Source organism: Bradyrhizobium sp. 192, assembly GCF_023100965.1.
Lineage (GTDB): Bacteria > Pseudomonadota > Alphaproteobacteria > Rhizobiales > Xanthobacteraceae > Bradyrhizobium > Bradyrhizobium symbiodeficiens.
The window spans coordinates 2,974,568-2,997,455 of the sequence record NZ_CP064690.1; the positions used below are offsets into that span (position 1 = coordinate 2,974,568).

Consider the following 22,888-nt stretch of genomic DNA (forward strand, 5'->3'; position numbering starts at 1 on the left):
GTCACCTCATGACAAAGCTTCATCATTGCCCAGGAGCAGCAACGGTCACGGTCTCTTCCATGATCTTCGCCACGCCACCGTCTCGGACCACGATTGCAGTATAGTAGCCGTGAAGCAGTTGGTCGCCGAGCTTGGCCTGCCACTCGCCAGCATTGAACACGAAGTTGCCGAAAGACCGCGACACGTTGCGCTCTACTGAGTAGTCGTGCAGGTCCAAGTTGACGACATCCTGCAGATTACGGCGGATCGCTTCTCGGCCTACGAACATACCGCTCGGCGTCACCCTAATGGCGTCGTCGGTGAACGCTGCAGCCATGGCATCGACATCTTTGCGATTGTATGCCTCGGCAAAATTCTTCTGCAGGTCGGCATATTGATCGTCGCTAGCCTGCTGAGCGGCAGCAACATAGGAAGCCGATATCAACAAGAATGCGACAAGCACGACCGCACGCATCATCGGGTTCGCCTTGATCAGGACGATGCGGTGGTCAGAACCACTCGCCCGGCATGTACTTGTCGGCAACGATAATGCTCACCGACATGAGCAAGCCGCCAAAACAGAATAGCGATACCGATAAGAACGCCTCGAAGTCAGCAATCGTCTCGACCGACGCCTTGGGAAAAAAACGGGTAGCCAATGCCGCCATGTTACCCTCCAAATTGCTCTATCGCGGCTGAGCCAACTCGCGCTTAGCCATCCCGGCGCGGAAGTTCGCGCCTATTTCGCAGTTTCGATTCGCAGCATCTCGTCAAGCCGAGCTTGGCAGTACTCTTCATAGAGTGCGTTGATGATTGTCCACATGACGTGAGCTCCCCTATCCACCTGATGAAGGCTAGGGCCGGTCTGTTTCAGGATCGCTTCGTGGGACCTGTCATATGGTTTCGAGCTGACGGCCTTCGGGCATCTTGCAGCGCACAGATTTCGCGGACAAAGCGTGTCACAATCGAAATGCTACGGCGCGAAATCCTTACTTGCGTTAGTAATCCAAGCACGGTCGTGGCCGCCGGGGCCTGATGCAGCTTATCGCTGCTTCTTCAATGCGTCGGAGTGCCCGAGCTATGCGGTCACTTGGGCAGAAAGCTTGAGGTGATCGGCTTGAAGGCTTCCTGTGCAAAAGTCCTGTAAAGCTCGCCGATCTTGGTCGCTTCAGCGAAGAACGTCTCTTGTGCAGACTTGGCGTATTCGGTTGTCAGTTCGGTGAACTTGTCGGGGGACTTCACGGCTGCAAGCTTCTCGAAATAGGCCTTGCTGGCCTCGAACGACGATTTCGCGAAATCGGTCTGGGCCGTTGTAATAGCGGTAAGATGCTGCTGAATGTTGGAAAAATCGGTCATGTTGAATGGTCCTTGGTCGATCAGTCCCGGAGGAGATCTCCGATCCAATTGATCTTATGAAGGTGAGGGTGCCTAAAAAGCAAGCATAATTGGTGCGCCGCAGCAATGACAGTTTGTAGACTGTAGTTTTACGGAGTTCATATTGAAGATAGACGGCTTCAAGTCACAGGCTGCCTCTAACGGCCTAATGGCCCTTCCGGTCGGCGTTTGAGGCTCAGCCGTCCTTGTGGGCTAGCTGCTCAAGAAGCAGGAGAATTGCGCGGCGCGTGCCGCGACTCTTGATCTCTTTGAACCTTTGATCAGGCGAAGCGTGTCGCGATCGATCTTTGGGAATTCCATCGGCGCCCGGCGAGCGAAGGCCACAGCAGGGAGATCCTGCTGCGGCCCCGCGCGGTCAAAAATCCGGGTGGAAAGATCTAAGTGAAATATGGAGCCGGCCCCGGTGCCGATCATACCGGGCCGTCGGGCAAGGGAAATATGATCTAAATCACAAACCGCATTAGTGATTAATCTGAACCATCCATGCTGAGGGAGAGCGCCGCCGAGGCTGGCTAGCTGGCGGGCTCTCGCCCCGAGCACAAGGCCGCGTATGTCCCCCACGGCCCCATCCCAAGCAACAAGCTACGCAGCCGCCGCTAACAATGAGCTGCTGCCGGTTTGATGGACACCAGGTTAAGCTAATCTCACCTTACGCTCGAACTCAACGGGGCTGAGATAGCCGATGGTCGAATGACGCCGGACGGCGTTATAGAACCGCTCGATGTAGTCGAACACATCTGCTCTTGCCTCGTTCCTGGTGCGATAGGTCTTGCGCTCGGTGCGCTCGGTCTTCAACGACGAGAAGAAGCTCTCCATCGCCGCGTTGTCCCACACATTGCCGGATCGGCTCATGCTGCAAACGATCCCGCTGTCGGCCATCAGGCGCTGGAACTGTTCGCTGACGTATTGGCTGCCGCGATCGGAATGATGCATCAAAGCATCCGGGTTGCCGCGGCGCCAGACTGCCATCAACAGGGCATCGGCAACCAATTGCGCTGTCATACTAGAGCTCATCGACCAGCCGACCACACGGCGCGAGAACAGGTCGATCACGGCCGACACGTAGAGCCAGCCCTCGGCGGTCCAGATGTAGGTGAAGTCGGCGATCCACTTCTGGTTCGGCCGCTCAGCCACAAACTGACGATCCAGAAGGTTCGCCGGCACGTTCGCTATCTGCCGGTCGCCTTCGTCCTTCGGCAGGCGCCGGCGCCTTGGTCTCGCCCGCAAGGCCTGCAGGCGCATCAGCCGCTCGATTCGATGCAGGCCGCAGTCGACGCCGTCTGCCAGAAGGTCTCTCCAGACGCGCCGTGCGCCATAGGTCCGGTCGCTGGCAACGAAGCTCGCCTTGACCCTCTGGCCTACCGTCTCGTCGCTTCGGGATCTGGCGCTGGGCGATCGGTTCAGCCAGGCATGGAAGCCCGACCGCGATACGCCCATTGCTTCGCATAGCCATGCCACCGGCCAGATGGTCCGGTGCTTCGCGATGAAGCCGAACTTCATGTCGCTTCCTTCGCGAAGTAGGCAGCGGCCTTTTTTAGGATGTCCCGCTCCGCCTTCAGCTTGGTGACCTCGCGCCGCAGCCGCTCGATCTCCAATTGCTCAGGCTTCATTTGCCCGTGGCCGGGGAAGGCCTGAACGGGATCGGAGCCGAACTCCTTCACCCATTTGCGCAGCACGTTCTCATGAACCCCCAGGTCGCGGCCGGCTTGCGCCACCGACACCCCTCGTTCCCTGACAAGCTTGACCGCCTCGACCTTGAACTCTCGACTGAACTTCCGTCTCTGCATGACCACCTCCGGCTTCATGAAACACCCAATCTCGGTGTCCATCAAACCGGCAGCAGCTCACAAACTGTAAACCTAGTTGCGTTCATATTCGCCGGTCGCAATGGTGAACTCGCTGCGACCTTCGACCGGAAGCCCGCTAGATAACGCACCTGGCGGGCTTTCTTCCTATCTGAAACCAATCCGATGATCCATCAAGCATCGCGTGGATGAAGAGAAACGACAAACCCAAAGAATGGACCGATGCAGAGGTGCAACTTCTGCTCACGCTGTCGCGCGAAGCCGCCGGCGCGGTACAGATTGCGAGTGCGTTGGATAGATACATTTCATCAGTGAAGCGTGTGGCGGAAAACTTCGGCCTTCAACTGCGGGGTTAAGGGCTCCGGTCACGCTGGCCGGCCTAGCACTCCCGGCGCTCTAATCCGCAATTGGATCGGCTGCCGGGAGCATTGGGGGCTGGAAGCCATGCGATGCCACGTTAGCCCCATATCGACAATGCGTACAAAACCGGAATCCGGTAGTTGTCCGGAGTCCATTTTCGGAACGGGGTGTTCTACTGTGAGAACACCGGCGCGATTTAAATACCTACCAATTTCCAGTTGCCCGGGAATGCCGCAGTGGGGCTGGAACCACGCTGCGGCTTTTCCGTGAGAAATAGACTTCCGCGCGCATCGAAATTTTTCGTCAGACGACATTCTTGCGTAGCAATTTGATCCCGAAGTTCATTTGGAGCGCGGGCGAGCACAGTTGGATATGGGCAAGATCGGATTGACAATCATCTTTGCTGCGATTGCGGCATATGCAGTGGATTATCGCTGGAACGATGGCCGCTATACACGAAGCACAGCTACGGTGCTTCGCGTTGTGCAGCATGCGATAGGTTGGTGACCCTCAGGGGCAGCCGTGATCATTGACCCTGTCCAGCTTGCGTCAGCCTCAGTGTGGTTCTAGTGCCCGTTCAACGCCCGCATGATACCGATGCGGGCAAACATGGTCGGCTGCCACCCTCCGCGACCAAAATCAACGGTCCATCGCGGCCTGCCACTCCGGCGCCTGATGCTCCTTCGTCGGCAAAACGCTGATGTACTCGCCGGCGTCAAGCAGCGTCACCAACTTGCCGCCGTTTGGCAGCACGATCGGCTCGTCGAAAAGCGGACGAGGTCATGCCTTCGCCAGCAAATCCTTGCCCGGCGTCAGGAGCCGCACATAGGTGCCACATTCGTGCACATCGAGCCAACCGCGCTCGACTGCAGACTTGATGCCAGCGCCGAACGTATTGCTCCGGGCGGAACCCGAAGCCCAACATCGATTCACACTTCGCAGCAAAAAACATGCTTCGTGACTTGTCTCAACCGACCTTTTTGCAACAAAATCGGCCCTCAGCTGAAGAGCCTAAGCCGGCGTGGTGTCCGCTGTCGCAGGTAAACCGAACACCAAGCTAAACCTGCATCGACTCCAGCTTTTGACCCTGGCTGTGTGAAAACGCCTTGTCTGCTATGATTCCCGCACTGAATCGGCGGGGGCTGGGCATGAGTCGCTTCGTTCAAGGGGCTGATCGCGGGCAATCGACTTTGTTGCCGGAATGCCTGGATGACTGGGTTTTGGATGACAATCCGGTTCGCGTGATCGACGCCTTCGTTGCGGCCCTCGATCTGGCTGAACTTGGGTTCGGTGGCGTTGAGCCTGCCGGCACAGGTAGGCCGTCGTATCATCCGGCCGCGCTCTTGAAGCTCTACATTTATGGTTATCTCAACCGTGTGCATTCGAGCCGCCGCCGTCCCAAGCTTCGTCGGCGTCCCCGGATTGGCAAAATCCTCAGACCTCCGCAGGATAAGCCGAAACGAGGAGTTCCCCACGTTTGCATGCCAGTTGCCAAGCCAACAAGCCTCGCTCTGCACAAACGTTGGATCGACGACGTCCGTGATGTACCAGCCCGAATTAATCTGCCAGTTCGGATCGTTGTTGTAGGCGATCTCGATGAATTTGCCTTCGCCCCAGTGGTTCTTAGCGAAGAACACCTGCCGATTGCGATCGAAGCCGATCAGCAAAAGCACGTGACCTCCGATGTTCGGGGTCTTGTGGAAGACATCGCAAATTACTTCGCGGTCCGAGAGGATAGTATTCTCCAGGGCGGTGATGCTCGGGTTGTTGCCAAGAGACCCCCAACCCGCCGCTCTGTAGCGAGCGTTCACCCGCGCCAGGAGCGGAATGTGTTGTTCACAAAATTCAACGGCGTCGTAGTCCTCTTGGCTCGCCACTGCTTCCACGCCGGCAAATCCCAGCACGGGCAAAATGTCCAACAGTGTCTGTTGGTTTTGCAAGTATGGCGCCGCGTCCTCTGGAGGCGCGGCGTTCTCTGAGATCTTCTTCGCGATATCGCCACTGCCTTGGAAACCGGTCAGCGAGGAGTTGTTTTCTACCGGACGCGCTGCCGCCCCGCGCCGTCTCAGTTCAAAGCAAACGCTTTGCCCATATGGAAGATGTATTCTTCGGACACATCGATGAGCAGACCATACTTGCGTCGATATGCTGCCTCCAACGACGCGGCACCCGCAAAATCCCAGCACGTACCGCGGTCATTCTGGAGCTTGAATCCAGATTGCCATTGCGCCAACGAATAGACGCCGCTGACGGGCTCCCGGAGCGCTCGGCGTCCAAGCACATCCACGCGTCCAAACTTCGTGGAGACTCGCAAGCCTTCGGCCAACGCCTTAGCGTAGGCATGTTTGTCCAAAACCGGTGACGGAGTGACCCTGACGTGCTTCGGTTTTGCGGTCGAGTGCGGGTCATAATGTTCTCTAAGAAGCGCTGCTGTCTCGGATGAATAGTGAAGCATGATACCTCCGACGGTGTTGTCGATGTGGTCGTTTCATCTATCCTTTGTCCCCCAAAGTTGGATAGGCCCGGACGCGCAGAGCGCGTGTGAACTCGCTCACATTGGCAAATGAATATACGAGTTGGTTTGCACCTAGAGATTGGCGGTTGGCCGATTGTCATTAGTGCGGCCCAAGCCTGGTTTCAGCGAGCGTCTCGGATCTAAATCGCTAAGTCCGCTGGAAAGCGTGGATGCTCCAGGTCGATCAGCTTCTGCGACGCTTGGCCAAGGGCGCTCTTTTCACGATGAGTACACCGCCGATGACAATGACGCATGCGACAGACCGTTATTTGGGTAAGACGTTTCAAGAACAGGAGTGGTGTTGGTGCGGCTAGTAAGCCGTAGAACGAACCAAGGTTGCTCGCGGTGCCGCTTGGAAAGCGTGGTGCGTTGATGCGGCGCGCAAAAGCGAAAGCCCCGCCTGGGGGAAGCGGGGCTTTCTGGTGGGGTGAAGCTTAGGGAAGCTTCAATTATAAGACGCTCGCATCGCGAAAAAGGTTCAAAGCTCTCAAAAGCGAACTACGCCAATATCGCAATGATGGGGTGACTGCCAGGCCGAAAAGCACCAAGGTGCAGGTTCATTGCCAGTACTGTCGCTGATCTCCTCAAAAATTATACGCATCGCAGCAGCGGCGGCCAGTTGGCGGCAACGGTGAAGACACCTTAGACCCTGCTTGCGATTTACTTCGCTGTCGCGGGCTGCCTGACCCGTATCGTGATCTTCTCCGACACAATGGGCGGCTCGAACGGATAGTGCTTGGCATCGCCCAGCACGAGCTGAAGCGTGTGCGTCCCGGGCGGAAGTTCGAGCAGCGTTTCGGTTTGTCCCGCCCCGAAATGCAGATGCGACTTGTCCTGCAGGATCGGCTCCTTGGGATCGACGGGGTCGTTGACGTCGATCAGCAAATGATGGTGACCGGCATTCTGGTACTCGTCGCCGGCATGGGTCACTCCCATGTTGCGCAAGCCGAACCGCACCCAGAATCCGCCGCGGACCTTCTGCCCGTCATGCGGGGTGATGAAATAGAGCTTGGCGTCCTTGGGCGCTGCCTTGCCTTGTGAAAAGGCTGCCCCCGGGAGCAATGCGAGCGCCGCCGCCAGCGCGACGCAACGAAATATCTGCATCAAACCACCTCCACCATTTAGGGGCTGAGCGCCACGCGGAATCCGTGCGTCGGATAACGAACATTGGTGTCGTAGCCGTCGCGGTTGGACGGCCGCACATATCTCGAATCGTTCTTCCAGGAGCCCGAGCGCAGGACATGAGCGCTGCAGTCCCCGCTGCTCCATGCCGAGGCGTCGCCGGGCGCGCCCTGATAGGTCTTGTGCCAGCAGTCCTCGACCCACTGATCGACACCGCCGCCCATGTCGTGGAGCCCGAACGGATTCGGCCTGAAGCTGCCGACCTTCGCCGGCTGCTCGGCCGCGAGATCACCGCAATCCTTGCAGCCGGCCATGCCCGGCTGCAGCTTGTCGCCCCACCAATATTTAGTCTGCGTTCCGCCCCGCGCGGCATATTCCCATTCGGCTTCGCTCGGAAGCCGATAAGTCTTCTTCGTCGCCTGAGCGAGATAGGCCGCATATTGCTGCGCGTCGGTCCAGCTCACATTGCTGACCGGCGCATCGTCCTTGCCGATCGCCGTGAAGCCGCACGCCTTTGCAGCGGCGCACTCGTTCCATTCCTGCACGGTCACCGGATATTTTCCGATCGAGAACGGCTTGACCGTCACCTGATGGACAGGACGCTCGGTCGGGTCGTCGTTGCTTCCCATTGCAAAGCTGCCGCCGCGAATGGCGACCATCTCGGGTTCGCGGACGGGAACTGTCGATGGACTTGGCAGCGGAGCGGGCGAGGGAGGCGACGAAGCCGAGGAGGGAGAAGGCTGCGGCCTTTGCGCCGCGCCCTCGCGCGGCGGAGGCTGCGGGCTTGGCGATGCGGCTGGAGAAGAGTTAGGAGAAGCGGCGGGCAGGGCGGCCTGCTCGCTCACCTTGCCCGGCGCCTGCGTCAGCAGGTACCACAGCACGCCGGTGGCAATGACCAGCACCGTGAGGCTCAGGAGGAAGATCAAGATATTCTCGCGCCGGCCCTTGGTCTTGCAGACTGCATCTGCATCCGGCAGCACGCGATAGACGCGCACGGGATCGGTGATGTTCTTGACCTTCCGATCCCCGAGCGACTCGTAACCGCACACCACCTTGTGCTTGATCTGCTCGTAGATCGCGCCCGAGATGTAGACCTGACCAGGCTCCGCAATGCCTTCAATGCGTGAGGCGATGTTGACGCCGTCGCCATAGATATCGTCCGACTCAACGATGACGTCGCCGAGATTGACGCCAATCCGGTACTCGATCCGGGTATCCTTCGGAAGCGAGGCGTTGCGGCCGATGAGGTTTTGCTGGATGACGATGCTGCATCGCACGGCCTCGACCGGGCTGTCGAAAATGGCGATGAAGCCATCGCCCGTCGTCTTCACCAGACTTCCATGGTGCTCGACGATGCTGGGCTGGATGAGAACCCGCTCGATCCGCTTGACGCGGACGTGCGTGCCCTCTTCATCGGCCTGCATCAGGCGGCTGTAGGAAGCGATGTCACCGACGATGATCGCTGCCAGACGACGAGGCCCGACACCATGTGAAGGGGGTTCACCGTTGTTCCCGGATCGGAAGTTGCGAATTTCGCCCATAGCGGACCCACAAAACTGGCGAACGCGACCGCATCATACGATCCCCAAAAGGATCGAATTCCAAAAAATATCACATCGATGAACGCAGACAATATCGAAGCACTCGTCTGTATCGCGTTGCCGATCGAAATGCCATCCCAGATTACCTGCCGGTCGTCGGACGCGGTCTCGCCGCCGATGACTGTCGCGCGCGCGTAGGTATTGGGCGCCGCGATCATGGGGCGGCGTGAGAGCATGTCGGCGGCGAAGAACCGATAGTGCAGCTTAGCAGTGGGTCCCAGAACATTCCGATACCTTTCGGCATCGCATGGAATGCGCAGGTTCTAGTTCACTTTGAAGAAGTCGCCCCCATACTGACCATACGGGCGAAGTCCTCAAGACGACGAGGCTGCCTGCGTCTGCGGCGTGCAGCCGATCTTGGCCGCGATCGACATCACTGCCGCCCAGCGTGACGGGTGCTCGCTGGCGTGATCCAGAACCATCCGAACCGCTCGGGTCCGGACCTCGGGTGAAAACTTGTTTGTCGTCCTGCTCGTCATGGCTCCATCCTCTCAGGAGTTGGAGCCTCCGGCAAACCCGGGGCGGTTCATTCAGACCGAACGGCTTTCTCCGACCAGGACATCGTTCGTTGTTCAAGCCGTGCCCGGTTCGGGGGAAGTGGCGGCTACTTATCTGCGGCTGGGCGTCGAACACATTCTTTTCGGTTTCGATCACCTTTTGTTTGTGCTGGCGCTGGTGATCCTGGTTCGCGACTGGCGGCGCGTCGCCGTCACCGTGACGGCATTCACCATTGCACATAGCATTACGCTTGCTGCGGCGACGCTGGGTTTCGTGAACGTGCCGGGGCCGCCCGCGGAGGCGACCATAGCGCTGAGCATAATGCTGGTGTCTGTCGAGATTCTGAACGCACGCCGCGGAAAGCCGACTTTGACCGCGCGTCTGCCGTGGCTGGTTGCCTTCAGCTTTGGGCTTTTACACGGCTTTGGCTTCGCCGGAGCCTTGGCTGAGGTGGGCTTACCTCAACATGCCATTCCCGTTGCCCTGCTGTTTTTTAACCTCGGCGTGGAGATTGGGCAGCTGGCTTTCGTGGCCGCGATCCTGACGGCGGGCGGCTTGTTCCACACGGCAATGGCGCTTCGCCTGAGACCTCCCCTGTTTCAGCGGGCAGTCAACCGGCTCGACGTCGTCTGCGCCTACGCGATCGGTACAGTTGCGGCGTTTTGGCTAATCGAGAGGACCTTTTCCTTCTTTGCGTGAAGTCCGCGAAGGTCGCTGCACGTCGCGTCTACATGCAGGAAGAAGAACTTGGTTACTCTGTGTAAGGCACATCCATCCGGTTAGGCAGTCCAGCGGCCCTTTCGCGGAGCGAGGGTTCGCATGTCTGTTTCTGAGGCCATTGCAGACGTCGTCGCGCTTGCCTGCGCGTAGCGGTAACTCAGCATGCGCCCAAGTCATCTAAGGGCCCACTTCTTCCATAACAACTGATATCCTAACACTGCGAGCGAGCCGAATTGCTGTGTTATAAGCCAAGCGCCATCTCAGCCCATTTCAACATGCGGTCGCTATTGAGGAAGGCAAGCACCGCCGGCTCCAGTGACGCGGGAGCGCCCGGCCCAACCAAAGCCGTCGCGGCCACCATGTCACAACGTTGATTGTAGGCGAGTGACAGCGCCACGTTCCGATCACCCTCGACGCGATAGGCCCGGCTGCGGCCGCGCATCGGACCGACAATGATCTCGCGGCCGGAACCGATCGGCGTTGCCTTGCCAATCAGCGCCAGGTCGCCCATTTGCTCGAGGTCGCCATCGTCGGCGACGCCGGTGGCGCAATTGCAAAAGCCGAGCTTGGCGCGGACGTAGAGCTGGACCTCACCGCCGCAATCGGCAGCCTTGCAGCGGAACGCCTTTCCTTTCCCCCAGGGATCCGCGCCGAAAGGCCAGTCGGTTTCCGTCCACACCGGGCGGACCTCGCCGGATGCCGCTGTTGCGCGTGCCGGTTCGCCGGATCGCAATTTCCAGACCGCCGCGGCTGCGCAGAGCAGTGCGATGGCAGCGCTGATCGCGACGAATTTGCTTGTAAGGCGCATGAAGCTGCCGCGGCACTTTTGCTAATTCTGAGCCAAGAACTTTCGTGCGGCCACGAGGTCCTCCCGCGAGGAGTCGCCATTGCGCGCCATCTCGACGACTTTGGCGTAGTATTGGCGTGCTTTCACGGCGTCACCCGCTTTCTCGGCAGCGTGAGCGGCGCCGATCGTCGCGCCAAAGCGGTTCGGCTCCTTGCGCATGGTGCTTTCGAACGCGGCCAAGGCCTCCGTTGCTATGCCGCGTTCGAGCAGCATGGTCCCGTAAAGCTCGCGTGCCGGCGCAAGCGGTCCCGGCGTAACGATGGACTTTTCAGTCTTGTCTTCGGCATCCGCGGCAACGCGCATCGCTTCCAGCGCGTCCGCCTGTTTTCCCTGGGCGTTGAGCTGCCAGGCTGTGGCGACCTGCCGCTGAATGTCGACAATCTCGCCCCAATAGGCGTCCTTGTCCTGCTGCAGCTTGTCCCGCAGCTCCGCGAGCTTGGCAATGTCCGCCGAGGCTGCGTCTGCATTGCCGGAGCGCGCGGCGCCAAGGGCGCGGGCGAAATAGGTGATCGCATCAACATAGGCAAACCTGCTCGGCTCGAGCTTCAGGGCGGCAGCGCCCTGCCAATCGCCGCGCTCGACCATATAGCGAGCTTGGCTGGCCGCTATCGCGTAGGGACCCGCTCGGACCGCCGGCGCGTAGCCCGTGGTCGCAACCATGTCCGCAATGACGTCGTGCGCTCGGCTATCCTGCACAAGCTGGAGCAGGGCGTAGACCATATAGTCGTCGGCATGCAGCTGCTCGCTGGGGTCCTTGCCCTCTTTGGCAGCCTTGGCTGAACGGCTATTGGCATCAATGGAATCGTTCCAGTAGCCGACGCGCGTGAAAATGTGCGACGGCATATGCAAAGCGTGCGGCGCCGCCGGCGCGATCTCAGAATAGCGCTTGGCAGCGTCGAGGCCTTGCTCTGCGATCGCCGGATAGTCGTAGAGGTGGATCAGGTAGTGCGCGACGCCAGGGTGCCGCGGTTGGCGCTTGAAGATCGGCTCCAGGATGGCGGCGCCTTTGAGCTGATTGGAATAGGTCTTGTCGTTTGGTGACGCCGTGACATTCAGCGTAATGGCGTAGGCAATCTGCGCCTCGTCGTCATCTGGATAGCGTGCGGCCACGACTTCGGTCGCTTTGAGATAAGCCTGTGCGCGCTGGCCAAATGTCGTCCTTTCGTCGCCCGAATAGAAGGCCAGCAGCGCGTCGATATAGTCGCGTTCGCGTTCGCTCTTGGCGCCAAGTGCCTTGGCCTTTTGCAGCGCGGCGAGACCCTCGGTGAGGTTTTCCTTCGGCGCGGGAAAATGCGGATTGTACAGCAGGCTCAGGGCAATTCCCCAATAGGCGATCGCGCATTCGGGATCAGCCTGCAATGTCTCCTCAAAAATCTCCTTCGCGGGTCGGTACCAGAACGAGTGCTGATAGCGCATCCCGCGGTCAAAGCGGCGCTGCGCCACCTCATTGCAAGAGGTCTGGAAGTGAACCTTGCCAAATTGCTCGTCAGTTCCGTCCTCCGCGCGCGCGGCAGGCGTGCCGGAAATTGAACCCAGGGCAGCGAGGGCGAGAAGTGAGACGGTTCTCAAGGCGAGCGCGCGCATCGGCCCCTCCGTTTCTGTTCAGAATAAATTTGGTCAGATGGCGCCGATAAAACCGAGGGCGCCGAAGTTAGTAGGTTTGAAACTAAGATGGCAATCGCATTGTCAGAAGGATTTGCCCATTCGCAATGCGAGTCAATAGGACCGATCTGCTCTAGGGAAGCAAACCTGTCGTGCCCCGCTCCTTCAAGAGGCGTTCGCTCGAGCTCGTTCGCGTCCTTCGCGACGCCGCTCGCGTCGTTCGCGCCGGCGCTGCGCCCGTTCCGCCCCTGGAGGCAAGGGAGGCACGGGCGAATTGGTCGTATCGAGCCGAGGCGCCTCGAATGGCCTGCCGACCTTCGAGCGAGCTTCCATGAATTCCAGCACGGCTCGGCCTCTAAAGATGATCTTCCAGTCTCCGGCTTGCCGCTCGACGAGACGCCGCGAGAAGATGTCGAGGTCCGACACGCGCGCGGCCAGCCGCCTAGTCCAATCGGCCCAATCCCGGCCACTGGTCGCCAGGATCGCCATGTTGCGCTTGAGATCCTCCATCACGGCGAAGCCGTCCGGATAGCTCACGAGGATTTTCAGCACCGTCACCTGGAAACTCACGCCGGCCTCAACCGATCACTGCCACATCGTAGGCGCATGGGGCAGGGTATCCCGGCCGACTCGCCTGAGCCCCTCGGGGGATACCTCGCCTCTGCTCGCCGCCCCAAGAATCTGCGAGGCGACGTGGGTACGCGCGCCGATCTCGCAATGTGAAACGGTCTCACAAACTTCGTCAAGGATCGCGCGCAAAAGCGCGGTGGTCGCCGTATCGAACATGAATACCCGCCAGACTGGAAAGCCTCACTAGCCAATTTTCGCGCGGCGCGATTCAACAATGTTTATGATTACGGGAGAACCTCGGAACTCGTAAGTCCCTTGTATGGAAGAGCTCGGCCCTTAGGTGATTAGGCTCGCTCCAGGAGTCGCGCAAGCGAGCAGCGTAAACGTTCGCATTTGTCTGTCTACGACCCCAACGTCGAACGAGCGTGCAATGACCTGCGGTCGGGTGCTGCAGACAATGAAACGGCCAGTTCGCGCCTGCCCCGGAATTTCTCAGGCTCGCCGCGATCGGGCGGGACGGTGTGCTGAGACGGATCGAAGAAAAGCTTGGATTGCAGCTCAGCGAGGTCGGTGAAGACGCGGGCCTGTCGGCGCAGCTCGTGGCGATCATCGCCAGTTGGCTGCCGATCGTGAAGATCACGGTGTAGAATGCTCGCAACAGTGTCCCGCGGCTGCTAAATTCCTTCAGCGGGCGCTTGTAAGCGATGTCGAACCGAGGTTTTCGCCCTCACGTAAAGCTTGGCCTCGTTGATGAAGAGCGCGATCTTGTCGGCAGAGGAACATTCAAGTTTTCGCTTCAAGGGAGGCGACGAAACAGTCAGTGCGTTTTTCGATCCATGTCTCTAAGCAGAGCATGGAGAAAGTCGCTGGCATGGTCAAAGTGTGCACTGCCATCGACGATCTGGCGGGTGCGCGGCCTGAGTATGTCACCGACAGTTTCAGAGCCGAGCCGCTGAGTGCGGTCTGACCATAACTCGAGCAAAAAATCAGGAATGTCCTTGGTCGACGCGAACAGCTTCAATAGATGGTTTTCACCCTCGTGCTTGTGGTCGTGGTGAGCCTTCGCTGCGAAGAGAGCAAAAAGGCCACGAAAAGCGTCACGGGAAACAGCTGGCTTCACCATTGCAATGTCTCCAACAACAAATCACAGAAGTTAATTGCACAAGTCTGGATCTCCGCTGAGACAAAAGCCAGTGAAATTTCAGAAGGAAAGAGTCAGCAAAGCTCACGGGTCGTGCGGCCGCGTCTCATGACCGCAGTCCGGTCTCTGTTCGTGCTTACGCCACCCAGGCAGCAACCGGAGGCATTGCTGCGTCGGCTCGGGCTGTAGACCCGACATCGATGGGCATTGCTCCCGCGCGAACGCGGTGAACAAGGTGCTTTGCTGCACCGCATGATTCGGGATTTGGCAAATTGCAAGCGGCTGTCACGCCGGTGCGGCGTCCGCTGTGAGGCAAAATCAAGAGCGGTCCTAGCCGTTATCCGGCTATTGGAACACGTGTATGGCGTAGAACGTCTCTTACGCGAGAGCTTGGATGCGTCCTTCGAGCAACGCTAGTAGGCACTTGGCGATTCTACTGCCGCTCTCTCGGCGGTACCGGGCGTACCGTGGCATCTGGCGCAGCGGAGCCGTCGAGCCCTAACATCCGCGCAGCCTCGGGCCATCGCGGGTCGATTTCGACGCGCTGTCCCGCCGGGACGGCCCCGGACCGCGCAGCTTTGGTGACGAACTCGCCTTCACCGCGCGTCTCAACCAGGTGATAGTAGCAGCCAGTCTGGACCGGTGCGTCGGGGTCACGAGCCATTATGCCGGGGTCATAATAACCGCACGCAAGTCGTTGCAGCGTGGTCTTGCCGCGTCTGGACTGTTCAGGTGGCAAGGTCGATTGGTCCCCGTCCCTTTGCAGGGTCTGAGCGCGCAAACCAACTGTTCGGCTCACCCTGTTGAGAACTTCGGAGATGTCGACGGTAGCTTGCGTTCGGTCAGTGGATACGTATTGCGGCCAGTCATAGCGAAACGACTCGATACTCCCATCGTTTAGAAAGGTAATAGTTACCTTCGAACCTGCGCCTACCACTGGTATTCCATCGATCTCCCTGGTGAACACAATTCTGTTCGCGACGACGGCTGAATAGGAGGAGGTCCCGTCCGCCGCCACCCCGCCTTCCAGACGCGTCGACGTCAGTTCAGGCTCCAGTCTCTCTGCAGGTCCCAGGACGATCGTATTCATCAAGTACCGAGCTATGAAGTCCCGGCCTGCCGCTTGTAACGCTTCAGGCGACATCTTGCGGCCCGGCTCAAGCCTGTTCTCATGCGCCTTGCTCGACGCGGTGAGATTGACGAACTCAGCGGCACTTCCGTCGCCGAAGATAGTCAATCTCCAATCGTTTGTCGAAACAAGGAGGCGACCGCGCTGAGCCTCTCTGGTCGCTCGATCGACGGAGAAGGATTGATCTAGTTTCTTGATAGAGTCGGTCAAAACCGAGAGGGCGGCCTCCGGCGTACGAACGCTGCTCCTCGAAAGAATCGGAAGGGTCCGCTCCCCGAGCGCAGTGGTAAGGGAGCGCCGGGCATTCTCCTCCGCCCGAGCGGTGGCCTCGGCGTTTGCAGGTACGACACCCGCCGTCAGGAGAATGTTGAATACAAGTGCTGCCGTTGTAAATTGATGGCGCATTGCCTCTCTCCTTAGTTCCAGCTGCTCCAGCAAACAAATCCGATTTGCGAATCGCGAAGCACGGGCGTGCCAAATAGAGTCGGTAAGGAGACTTTCATTCGGTTCCAACAATCGTTAGCGTTGGCGCCAGTGGCCATTGCGCTCGGGGCATTGTCGTTGTCGGCGTACCACGTTGATTCCAGCCAGGCTTGGGAGATGGGCTCTCCATCCTGCATTCGACTGGCAAATTCGGTCGCCGATTGGTCGTTGCCTGAGTAGAGGAGGTTGTGCGCGCCGACGGTCATCACCAAGCCACCAGAGAAAGTGCCCAGCCAGCGGGCAAGCACAGCTGCTGCTCCATCGCTGGTTTGCAAGGTCGAGCAGGAAAAGGTTGCAAGCACCATCAGCTGTCGACTGTTGTCGCCCAACCGCATGTTCGACGTGACAGCGTTGCTTCCTTGATCCCACATAGCCCAAAAGGCCGCGGAGCTGTTCACGCCCGAATGCGTGTTCATGTAGAGGATGTCAACGGAGTCCGCGCCACCGCAGCTCTGACCACACCCATCGTTGGCTTTCTCTAGAGGTTGTTTGGCGCCATGCAAGTTGAAATAGAACCTGACGTTGTCCGTCTGGCCTATCTGACTCATGAAATTGCCGCAGCGTCGCCACACGTCACTGTTCCCGACGTCCGTCTGCCAATTGTTCTGGTATTCCTGTTGGCACCGGACGCCCACCTCAGTTGCAGGGTGAAACGGGCGCGCCGACGCAGCAGAGCAAAGGATCAGAATGGCGGAGACTACTTTTGCAATCATAGAACAACAATTCAGTATCTGCTGAAGGGTCTGTTTTGTCTGCATCGGACGCTCCTAGAGCTTCCACGATTTGAATGATGGATCGAGGCCTCTTCGCCAAATGACTCCGACCAACTAGGTCGTGAATGCTTCGGCGTAAGCGCTGAAGTGTAGACCTGTTCCCAACTTGACCTAGTGATTGAGTTCACAACGTCGTTCTATGCTAAACGGAAATGCAATCAGTCCCGCTAACTCCCGTAAGCGGGACTGACGCATAGCGCTGCAATAGGCAGCCTCTTCGAACGAAGGGAGCCTGTCAGATCACGAACGGTCTGATGAGCGCATCTATCTTGGCAGATCAGAATCTATGCGCCGCGGCGAAATTTCGCGGGCAGCTTTCCAATTACGGCGTGACGTGTGCATTCCATAACATCGGATATCCGAACGATCGTGCGGATTGGGGACGCAGACACGCTGATGCCTGCTGGCGTTGTCCGCCCGGAATACAGGAAGGCACTGCACCAGCGCGAATTGGGCGCTTAAGCCCGCAGTCGACAATCGGTCTGCCGCTGCGCAGGACGCGTGCGGTCGTTTATCTCTACGCCAAAGGAATTTTGATCCGGTGTATTTCCATTTTCTGGCCGATGCCCTTCAAGTTTTGGTAGTCACGCGACGATGGGCATCCTTTGACAATGTCACTGACTCCGGGAGCCTCCATCACCATTTCTGTCAGGCATATTTCGTTGACACCGGCTAGACCTTGCACACGGGCGGCGATATTCACGTCCTGTCCGAAGTAGTCAATCCGATCGTTGAGCCTTACGGCTATGGCCCTGCCTCTGTGCACGCCGATTTTGAGGCCAAGCGGCTGCGAAGCGGTTTTGTTGAATCGCGACAGCTCTTCGATCATCTCGACGGATGCAAGAACGGCATCCTGTGGACGCTCGAAGCCGGCCATGACTGCATCACCGATCGTCTTCACAATCGTACCAGATCGCCTCTTAATGATCTTATTCAAGATATCGAAGTGCTGACGAACGAGAAAGTAGGCGTTCACATCGCCGATGCTTTCGTACAGCGGCGTCGAATCCTTTAGATCAGTGAACAGATAGGTGATGTCGGAAACGGCTAGACTATCGCGCTCATTCACCAGTTGGGTCTTATAGAGTTCGCCGAAGCAGGGGGTGAGCAACAATCGCTTACCGGAAAGAAACGGCTCATACTCGACCAGATGGGGCTGGAACTGGGAAGGGTACTGGAGAAACCAGAAGCGGCCTCGATCCTTGGTGCGGTTCTCAACTCGGATAATATGTTTGCCTGGGCTAAGATCGGCCGTCTGTCGAAACGCAAAGCGTCCGTCGCCAAGAATCATATCTCTCGGTTTAGTGGGTCGATCCGTAACTACGAACCGGCCGGATTCCAGCTGGACCAGCGTTTCCAGGCGTTCCGCCGGTTCACCGTTTGCGAAGAAAACCAGAAGAAGCTTATGGCTAAGATCGAGCACCTCGAAACGGCCGGCTGTTACATCGAATTCTAAGCTCAGCCGCTGCCCCGGCTCGATATCGGCAAATCCCCGCGAAAGTGCCGCAACGAGTTGCTCGTGTGTCATTCCGTGCGGGGGCTTGAAGTCTTTGGAGAAGTTGTAACGCAGATAGTAGTCCTGGACGGACAGCATGTCCGGATGACGATATATGATGTCGCGAACCGAACTTGAGACGGTAAAGGTGACCTGGATATAATCGTCAAGGGCCACCTCATTGAGGGCGTTGCAGAATTCGCATTGGAAACGTGGATGAACCTGGTCTAGCTCACGAAAAGTGCCTGCGACCTGCGGGCAATAGGCGCAGATGAGCAGCCATTGCATCTCGAATAGGCCAACCTTCGCGGCGTGCACAAACAGCTCGATTCCTTCGGCGTCACTTAGGCCGTTGGCAGTCGCGTACTGGATAGGATTGACGCGAAAGAGATCATAGTCGCCGGAGGCGCGAATAAAGCCTTCGAGAACCGAAAGGGCCCGCGGCGCCCAGCTCACTATCGACCCGAGCTCTACGAGCCGGTGATTCAGGAGGCCTTCGTTGATCGGGGATGACCCTTGCATATCAGTATGATACCTCGCTCCGATCCGGCGATCCTGGTTGGTCGGCCATTCGACAAGCCACGTGGCAATCGACGCGGACGCTTTTTGCCCAATTGTTTTAGTCGAACCGAGCAGGATAAGAAAAGTCAGCTCTATTGGCCTGTGTCAGCCGGGAATGCGGCACTTTAATCGAATAAGTAATGCCCGGTCTTCGTCCAACATGTTCATGAGAGCGGTGCAGCGCGCTTCTGGAGTTGAGTCTTCCACCGATATTAGGCCCCGCAAACTCCTGGATACCGACTGGTCTGACCATGCCACCGACTGGTCTGACCATGCCACCAAGGCGACCGTAGGATCGATCATGGCACCATGTGTGCCTATACAGCTTTGGCTGTAGCACCAAAGGTAACATTGCTCGACTACGCACATCTAATTGCGCGAGCTCCTGGGGCTCACTCAGTCGGCAGTACGGTCGGTGCCGCTACTCAGGCGCTTGGCAAGGTAATAGACTTCTGGATCATGAACTTACTGGAGGGAGCCGCCGCGAGTTATCGGGCTTTGGTCGTGAGCAACCCTTGAACCATTTTCATCCCTGCTGGGAAGGACTTCCCGCCGGGGCATCCGGGTCGCTATATCGACAATCTCAATCATCCCTTCCATGTGCGGGGATGGATTCTTTTCCAGCCAGGCGCTGATATCGTTTTTGCCACCGGTAACGGGGCTTGCCCTCCCGTTCCAGGGTTCTTGCATGTGTCCGCTGGTTCTATTCGAGGCGCCGCTGCTTATCCTGAGATTCTAGCGGTCGCGGCGTGCGATGTGCATGATTTTCGAGCCGACTGTTCTTCTCAGGGGCCTGCGGTTTTCAATTGCCAGCGGTGCGGCACGTCCTCGGGACGCGCGCCGCTTCCCAGCAACGTACCAGAGTCGACTAATCGGTTCTGAACACGACGCCGATGCGAACATCAGTAGACCAAATGAGACGGCAATCTCTGATGATACGGTCTCTCTCCAGCATCAACTTAAACTTCTCACGGATGAGCTGCTGCCGGTTTGATGGACACCGAGATTGGGTGTTTCATGAAGCCGGAGGTGGTCATGCAGAGACGGAAGTTCAGTCGAGAGTTCAAGGTCGAGGCGGTCAAGCTTGTCAGGGAACGAGGGGTGTCGGTGGCGCAAGCCGGCCGCGACCTGGGGGTTCATGAGAACGTGCTGCGCAAATGGGTGAAGGAGTTCGGCTCCGATCCCGTTCAGGCCTTCCCCGGCCACGGGCAAATGAAGCCTGAGCAATTGGAGATCGAGCGGCTGCGGCGCGAGGTCACCAAGCTGAAGGCGGAGCGGGACATCCTAAAAAAGGCCGCTGCCTACTTCGCGAAGGAAGCGACATGAAGTTCGGCTTCATCGCGAAGCACCGGACCATCTGGCCGGTGGCATGGCTATGCGAAGCAATGGGCGTATCGCGGTCGGGCTTCCATGCCTGGCTGAACCGATCGCCCAGCGCCAGATCCCGAAGCGACGAGACGGTAGGCCAGAGGGTCAAGGCGAGCTTCGTTGCCAGCGACCGGACCTATGGCGCACGGCGCGTCTGGAGAGACCTTCTGGCAGACGGCGTCGACTGCGGCCTGCATCGAATCGAGCGGCTGATGCGCCTGCAGGCCTTGCGGGCGAGACCAAGGCGCCGGCGCCTGCCGAAGGACGAAGGCGACCGGCAGATAGCGAACGTGCCGGCGAACCTTCTGGATCGTCAGTTTGTGGCTGAGCGGCCGAACCAGAAGTGGATCGCCGACTTCACCTACATCTGGACCGCCGAGGGCTGGCTCTACGTGTCGGCCGTGATCGACCTGTTCTCGCGCCGTGTGGTCGGCTGGTCGATGAGCTCTAGTATGACAGCGCAATTGGTTGCCGATGCCCTGTTGATGGCAGTCTGGCGCCGCGGCAACCCGGATGCTTTGATGCATCATTCCGATCGCGGCAGCCAATACGTCAGCGAACAGTTCCAGCGCCTGATGGCCGACAGCGGGATCGTTTGCAGCATGAGCCGATCCGGCAATGTGTGGGACAACGCGGCGATGGAGAGCTTCTTCTCGTCGTTGAAGACCGAGCGCACCGAGCGCAAGACCTATCGCACCAGGAACGAGGCAAGAGCAGATGTGTTCGACTACATCGAGCGGTTCTATAACGCCGTCCGGCGTCATTCGACCATCGGCTATCTCAGCCCCGTTGAGTTCGAGCGTAAGGTGAGATTAGCTTAACCTGGTGTCCATCAAACCGGCAGCAGCTCAGGATGTGCAATTTTGTCGGTAACTCGATGCCGGCCCCGTCCTCCGAGAGGTTGAACACGCGACAACGTTGGCTGCCGCCGTCTCCAAAAATGTAGGCGACCAAGTCGACATCCGAACGCTCGATCTTGCGGCGGTTGGACATTGTTATCCCTGAGATAAAGAGGCCGGGTCGTCTCCTTCACTGACCGACGTTATCTCAAGCAACCTGAACTGCCTCGCGATCCGGGTTGCCAGCTGCGAGCGCTCATTGGCCAACTCTCTCCTATAGTCGGACACGTCATGTCCGTCGTGCTCAAGAACCCCGATTAGAACCGTTCGATCGTGAACATATTTTGACTTGTCTGCGATCTCTCGCGCCAAAGCAGCCAGTTCGTCATCATGGTCTGAGGTCATGACAATCTCGTTTGTACAATCAGCAGGGCCGCGCAAAGGCGTTAGCTTACATGCTTAATACTTACAGATAGTTACGTGTGCGCCAAACGGCGTCACTACGCCTATCCAGTCCGAGCAACTACCGCAGCGTAGCTACAGCGGCGGACGACAACCATGGGTAGGGTACCCCAAAAAGTATAAGGCCTCTGGGGTACTCCAACCGACCGGGTCCTCCGTGCGCACTCCCGCGTTTGCAAACTTTCTGTTTTTCCAAGATTTTCAGGGCGATAAATGGCGCGTCAAAGAACGCCCCTTGCCAAGGCCGAAGCAACAGGCTGCACGCTGCATGATCCGAAGCCCTTCAAAAGCCGGCGAGAGCCTAAGACCGGTGGACCTCTCGGTGGTCCACCTAAGTGGATGAAAAACAAATCTCAGCTTGAGGCTTGGAGGACGTTCGACGGCGAACTCCCCTGGCTAAATCAAAGTCATCGTGGATTGGTGGGGATTGCTTCCGAGATTCGCGGCAAGACATCAACCCAAAGTACCGCATGCCATCTGACATCAAGGCGTGTCTTCCTGGACGATCTCGTGTCCGAAGAAACCCAGCGTGTATCTAAACAGCTCCACGATCTCATGATGTGGAACGGGCACGTGGCTGTCGGTGGGACAGGGCGTGTTGGCGGCGCGCAGTTAGTCGTAGGACACGGGACTGGCGCCCGCATGCAATATGGGGGAATAGCAGGCTCATAATGTGGGAGACTTCCTGTTCAATCGTACCAGGGGCCTCGGGGGCACAACCTCTGTCATAAAAACTATAAGGTTTGCTTCTATAGGATGCTGAAAACCCGATTTTTCGATGATGTCGGCTTCACCGGTTCCTGTGTGCACTAAGGTATGGACGCCTTGTGAACTTGCTGACAGAAAACCGGCACAACCTTTGCTATTAGCTGAGGGAGCTGGGAGGCTTGTATGGAAACGAAACAGTATTTTAAATCTATGTCCGCGTTCTGTAAGCAGCGTGCCAAAATGATAGGTGAGGACGAGCTGTTTTGGCTCACCGAGGCCGAGCTGCTGGAGAGACTGTCAATCAACGCTGAGCGCCAAATGAAGCTTGCCACTCAGCAACTGATCAATTCGTTGGCCGCCCTAAAGGAAACGCCCCCGAAGGGGGCTTACGAATCTTGTGTTAGGCCGACGGTCATGATGCGCTCAGTTTTTGTGGGATCGGCGGGATCTTCGGACCCGCTGGTAAGCGCTTGGTTCATGTAGTCGATCTTGAACCACACCTCGCGGTTAGCTGTTCGCTCGCGTGGCAAGCCGGACTTGGAATGCACATTCGACGACGAATTGACGAACCGGATTCTTCTCGCGCTTCGGTAGGGTACCTTGCCAAGCAACGATCGAAGCTGCGCCGGTGTCTTTGTTAAAAGCCGCTCCTTAGTTCGTGCGGCTTTCTTCTCGCATCTTCTTTTCTATGGGAGCCCGCACGGCGCGTTCGAAACGCTGCAATTCGTCGAGCGAGAGCTTTTCAAGCAGGGATTTTACGCACGAAATACTTGCACTCACGAGAACCGGCCCGCCGCCATACGCGCATTAGACGACAGGGCCGTTCCGGGTGATGGCGCGGTGCGTCACAGACAAACACCCAACCTTGGGATTTGCGAGATGTTCAAAAATTGACAAATCAACTCCGCTTCGTGC

21 protein-coding genes and 3 pseudogenes are annotated in these 22,888 nt (G+C 58.2%); 5 read left to right on the forward strand and 19 right to left on the reverse strand.

Translation table 11 applies throughout. The features are described from left to right. Nucleotides 1–22: 22 nt before the first annotated feature. The 4 genes from IVB24_RS13460 to IVB24_RS13475 form a co-directional block, all read right to left on the reverse strand. On the reverse strand, nucleotides 23–457 hold the full coding sequence (locus IVB24_RS13460) for a nuclear transport factor 2 family protein (protein ID WP_247773173.1): 435 nt from the start codon (nucleotides 455–457) through the stop codon (nucleotides 23–25). A gap of 31 nt (nucleotides 458–488) precedes the next feature. Continuing rightward, nucleotides 489–647, reverse strand: a complete 159-nt coding sequence (locus IVB24_RS13465) for a hypothetical protein (RefSeq protein WP_247773174.1) — start codon at nucleotides 645–647, stop codon at nucleotides 489–491. Nucleotides 648–1,065: 418 nt separating this feature from the next. Further along, entirely contained in the window at nucleotides 1,066–1,335 is a 270-nt protein-coding gene (locus IVB24_RS13470; protein ID WP_051462794.1) for a phasin family protein, read from the reverse strand. Nucleotides 1,336–2,007: 672 nt separating this feature from the next. Next, a protein-coding gene (locus IVB24_RS13475; RefSeq protein WP_247768341.1) for an IS3 family transposase occupies nucleotides 2,008–3,161 on the reverse strand; the annotation gives its coding sequence in 2 pieces (ribosomal slippage) (nucleotides 2,008–2,912 and nucleotides 2,912–3,161; 1,155 coding nt in all). 206 nt (nucleotides 3,162–3,367) lie between these two features. Here IVB24_RS13475 and IVB24_RS13480 point away from each other — a divergent pair. Then, nucleotides 3,368–3,535 carry a hypothetical protein gene (locus IVB24_RS13480; protein WP_247773175.1) on the forward strand — a complete coding sequence of 56 codons (168 nt, stop codon included), beginning with the start codon at nucleotides 3,368–3,370 and terminating at the stop codon, nucleotides 3,533–3,535. A 1,152-nt stretch (nucleotides 3,536–4,687) separates the two neighbouring features. Next, nucleotides 4,688–4,933: pseudogene (locus tag IVB24_RS13485) on the forward strand (transposase); the annotation flags it as partial. Nucleotides 4,934–5,604: 671 nt separating this feature from the next. On the opposite strand, the gene IVB24_RS13490 reads toward IVB24_RS13485, so the two are convergent. From IVB24_RS13490 to IVB24_RS13510, 5 genes and pseudogenes are all read right to left on the reverse strand, one after another. Beyond that, complete coding sequence (locus IVB24_RS13490) at nucleotides 5,605–5,994, reverse strand: hypothetical protein (protein ID WP_247773176.1); 390 nt, start codon at nucleotides 5,992–5,994, stop codon at nucleotides 5,605–5,607. A 720-nt stretch (nucleotides 5,995–6,714) separates the two neighbouring features. Continuing rightward, complete coding sequence (locus IVB24_RS13495; protein WP_247773177.1) at nucleotides 6,715–7,158, reverse strand: DUF4399 domain-containing protein; 444 nt, start codon at nucleotides 7,156–7,158, stop codon at nucleotides 6,715–6,717. Between the two features lie 17 nt (nucleotides 7,159–7,175). After that, nucleotides 7,176–8,717 carry an SUMF1/EgtB/PvdO family nonheme iron enzyme gene (locus IVB24_RS13500; RefSeq protein WP_247773178.1) on the reverse strand — a complete coding sequence of 514 codons (1,542 nt, stop codon included), beginning with the start codon at nucleotides 8,715–8,717 and terminating at the stop codon, nucleotides 7,176–7,178. Further along, a complete protein-coding gene (locus IVB24_RS13505) occupies nucleotides 8,600–8,935 on the reverse strand; it encodes a hypothetical protein (protein ID WP_247774294.1) in 336 nt (111 codons plus the stop codon). Before IVB24_RS13505 ends, IVB24_RS13500 begins: the two co-directional genes overlap by 118 nt. Nucleotides 8,936–9,112: 177 nt before the next feature. Next, nucleotides 9,113–9,256: pseudogene (locus IVB24_RS13510) on the reverse strand (IS3 family transposase); the annotation flags it as partial. Between IVB24_RS13510 and IVB24_RS13515 the strand changes: the two are divergent. After that, nucleotides 9,234–9,974 (forward strand): HupE/UreJ family protein, encoded by a 741-nt coding sequence (locus IVB24_RS13515; RefSeq protein ID WP_247773179.1) that lies wholly within the window; start codon nucleotides 9,234–9,236, stop codon nucleotides 9,972–9,974. The pseudogene IVB24_RS13510 and the gene IVB24_RS13515 sit on opposite strands and share 23 nt — an antisense overlap. A 262-nt stretch (nucleotides 9,975–10,236) precedes the next feature. Here IVB24_RS13515 and IVB24_RS13520 read toward each other — a convergent pair whose 3' ends face one another. The 9 genes and pseudogenes from IVB24_RS13520 to IVB24_RS13560 all read right to left on the reverse strand — a co-directional run bounded on the left by IVB24_RS13520 (nucleotide 10,237) and on the right by IVB24_RS13560 (nucleotide 18,491). Continuing rightward, nucleotides 10,237–10,803, reverse strand: a complete 567-nt coding sequence (locus tag IVB24_RS13520) for a hypothetical protein (RefSeq protein ID WP_247773180.1) — start codon at nucleotides 10,801–10,803, stop codon at nucleotides 10,237–10,239. A 21-nt stretch (nucleotides 10,804–10,824) separates the two neighbouring features. Then, nucleotides 10,825–12,426 carry a hypothetical protein gene (locus IVB24_RS13525; RefSeq protein ID WP_247773181.1) on the reverse strand — a complete coding sequence of 534 codons (1,602 nt, stop codon included), beginning with the start codon at nucleotides 12,424–12,426 and terminating at the stop codon, nucleotides 10,825–10,827. Nucleotides 12,427–12,609: 183 nt separating this feature from the next. Continuing rightward, a complete protein-coding gene (locus tag IVB24_RS13530; protein ID WP_247773182.1) occupies nucleotides 12,610–13,014 on the reverse strand; it encodes a hypothetical protein in 405 nt (134 codons plus the stop codon). Nucleotides 13,015–13,029: 15 nt separating this feature from the next. After that, on the reverse strand, nucleotides 13,030–13,230 hold the full coding sequence (locus IVB24_RS13535) for a hypothetical protein (RefSeq protein WP_247773183.1): 201 nt from the start codon (nucleotides 13,228–13,230) through the stop codon (nucleotides 13,030–13,032). A gap of 185 nt (nucleotides 13,231–13,415) precedes the next feature. Then, a pseudogene (locus tag IVB24_RS13540) lies at nucleotides 13,416–13,814 on the reverse strand (hypothetical protein). A gap of 17 nt (nucleotides 13,815–13,831) precedes the next feature. Further along, nucleotides 13,832–14,137 carry a hypothetical protein gene (locus tag IVB24_RS13545; RefSeq protein WP_247773184.1) on the reverse strand — a complete coding sequence of 102 codons (306 nt, stop codon included), beginning with the start codon at nucleotides 14,135–14,137 and terminating at the stop codon, nucleotides 13,832–13,834. 451 nt (nucleotides 14,138–14,588) lie between these two features. Beyond that, complete coding sequence (locus IVB24_RS13550; RefSeq protein WP_247773185.1) at nucleotides 14,589–15,689, reverse strand: hypothetical protein; 1,101 nt, start codon at nucleotides 15,687–15,689, stop codon at nucleotides 14,589–14,591. A gap of 11 nt (nucleotides 15,690–15,700) precedes the next feature. After that, entirely contained in the window at nucleotides 15,701–16,525 is an 825-nt protein-coding gene (locus tag IVB24_RS13555; RefSeq protein ID WP_247773186.1) for a DUF6345 domain-containing protein, read from the reverse strand. 532 nt (nucleotides 16,526–17,057) lie between these two features. Continuing rightward, nucleotides 17,058–18,491, reverse strand: coding sequence for an adenylate/guanylate cyclase domain-containing protein (locus tag IVB24_RS13560; RefSeq protein WP_247773187.1), 1,434 nt, complete (start codon nucleotides 18,489–18,491; stop codon nucleotides 17,058–17,060). Nucleotides 18,492–19,631: 1,140 nt separating this feature from the next. On the opposite strand from IVB24_RS13560, the gene IVB24_RS13565 reads away from it, so the two are divergent. After that, nucleotides 19,632–20,785 (forward strand): IS3 family transposase gene (locus IVB24_RS13565; RefSeq protein WP_247768341.1). Its coding sequence is split into 2 segments (ribosomal slippage): nucleotides 19,632–19,881 and nucleotides 19,881–20,785, totalling 1,155 coding nucleotides; the frame shifts between segments, so codons are not numbered across the junction. On the opposite strand, the gene IVB24_RS13570 is transcribed toward IVB24_RS13565, so the two are convergent. Further along, nucleotides 20,745–20,957 (reverse strand): PilZ domain-containing protein, encoded by a 213-nt coding sequence (locus tag IVB24_RS13570; RefSeq protein WP_247773188.1) that lies wholly within the window; start codon nucleotides 20,955–20,957, stop codon nucleotides 20,745–20,747. The genes IVB24_RS13565 and IVB24_RS13570 overlap by 41 nt on opposite strands. 1,199 nt (nucleotides 20,958–22,156) lie before the next feature. On the opposite strand from IVB24_RS13570, the gene IVB24_RS13575 reads away from it, so the two are divergent. Beyond that, nucleotides 22,157–22,456, forward strand: coding sequence for a hypothetical protein (locus tag IVB24_RS13575; RefSeq protein WP_247773189.1), 300 nt, complete (start codon nucleotides 22,157–22,159; stop codon nucleotides 22,454–22,456). The last annotated feature ends 432 nt before the right edge of the window (nucleotides 22,457–22,888 follow it).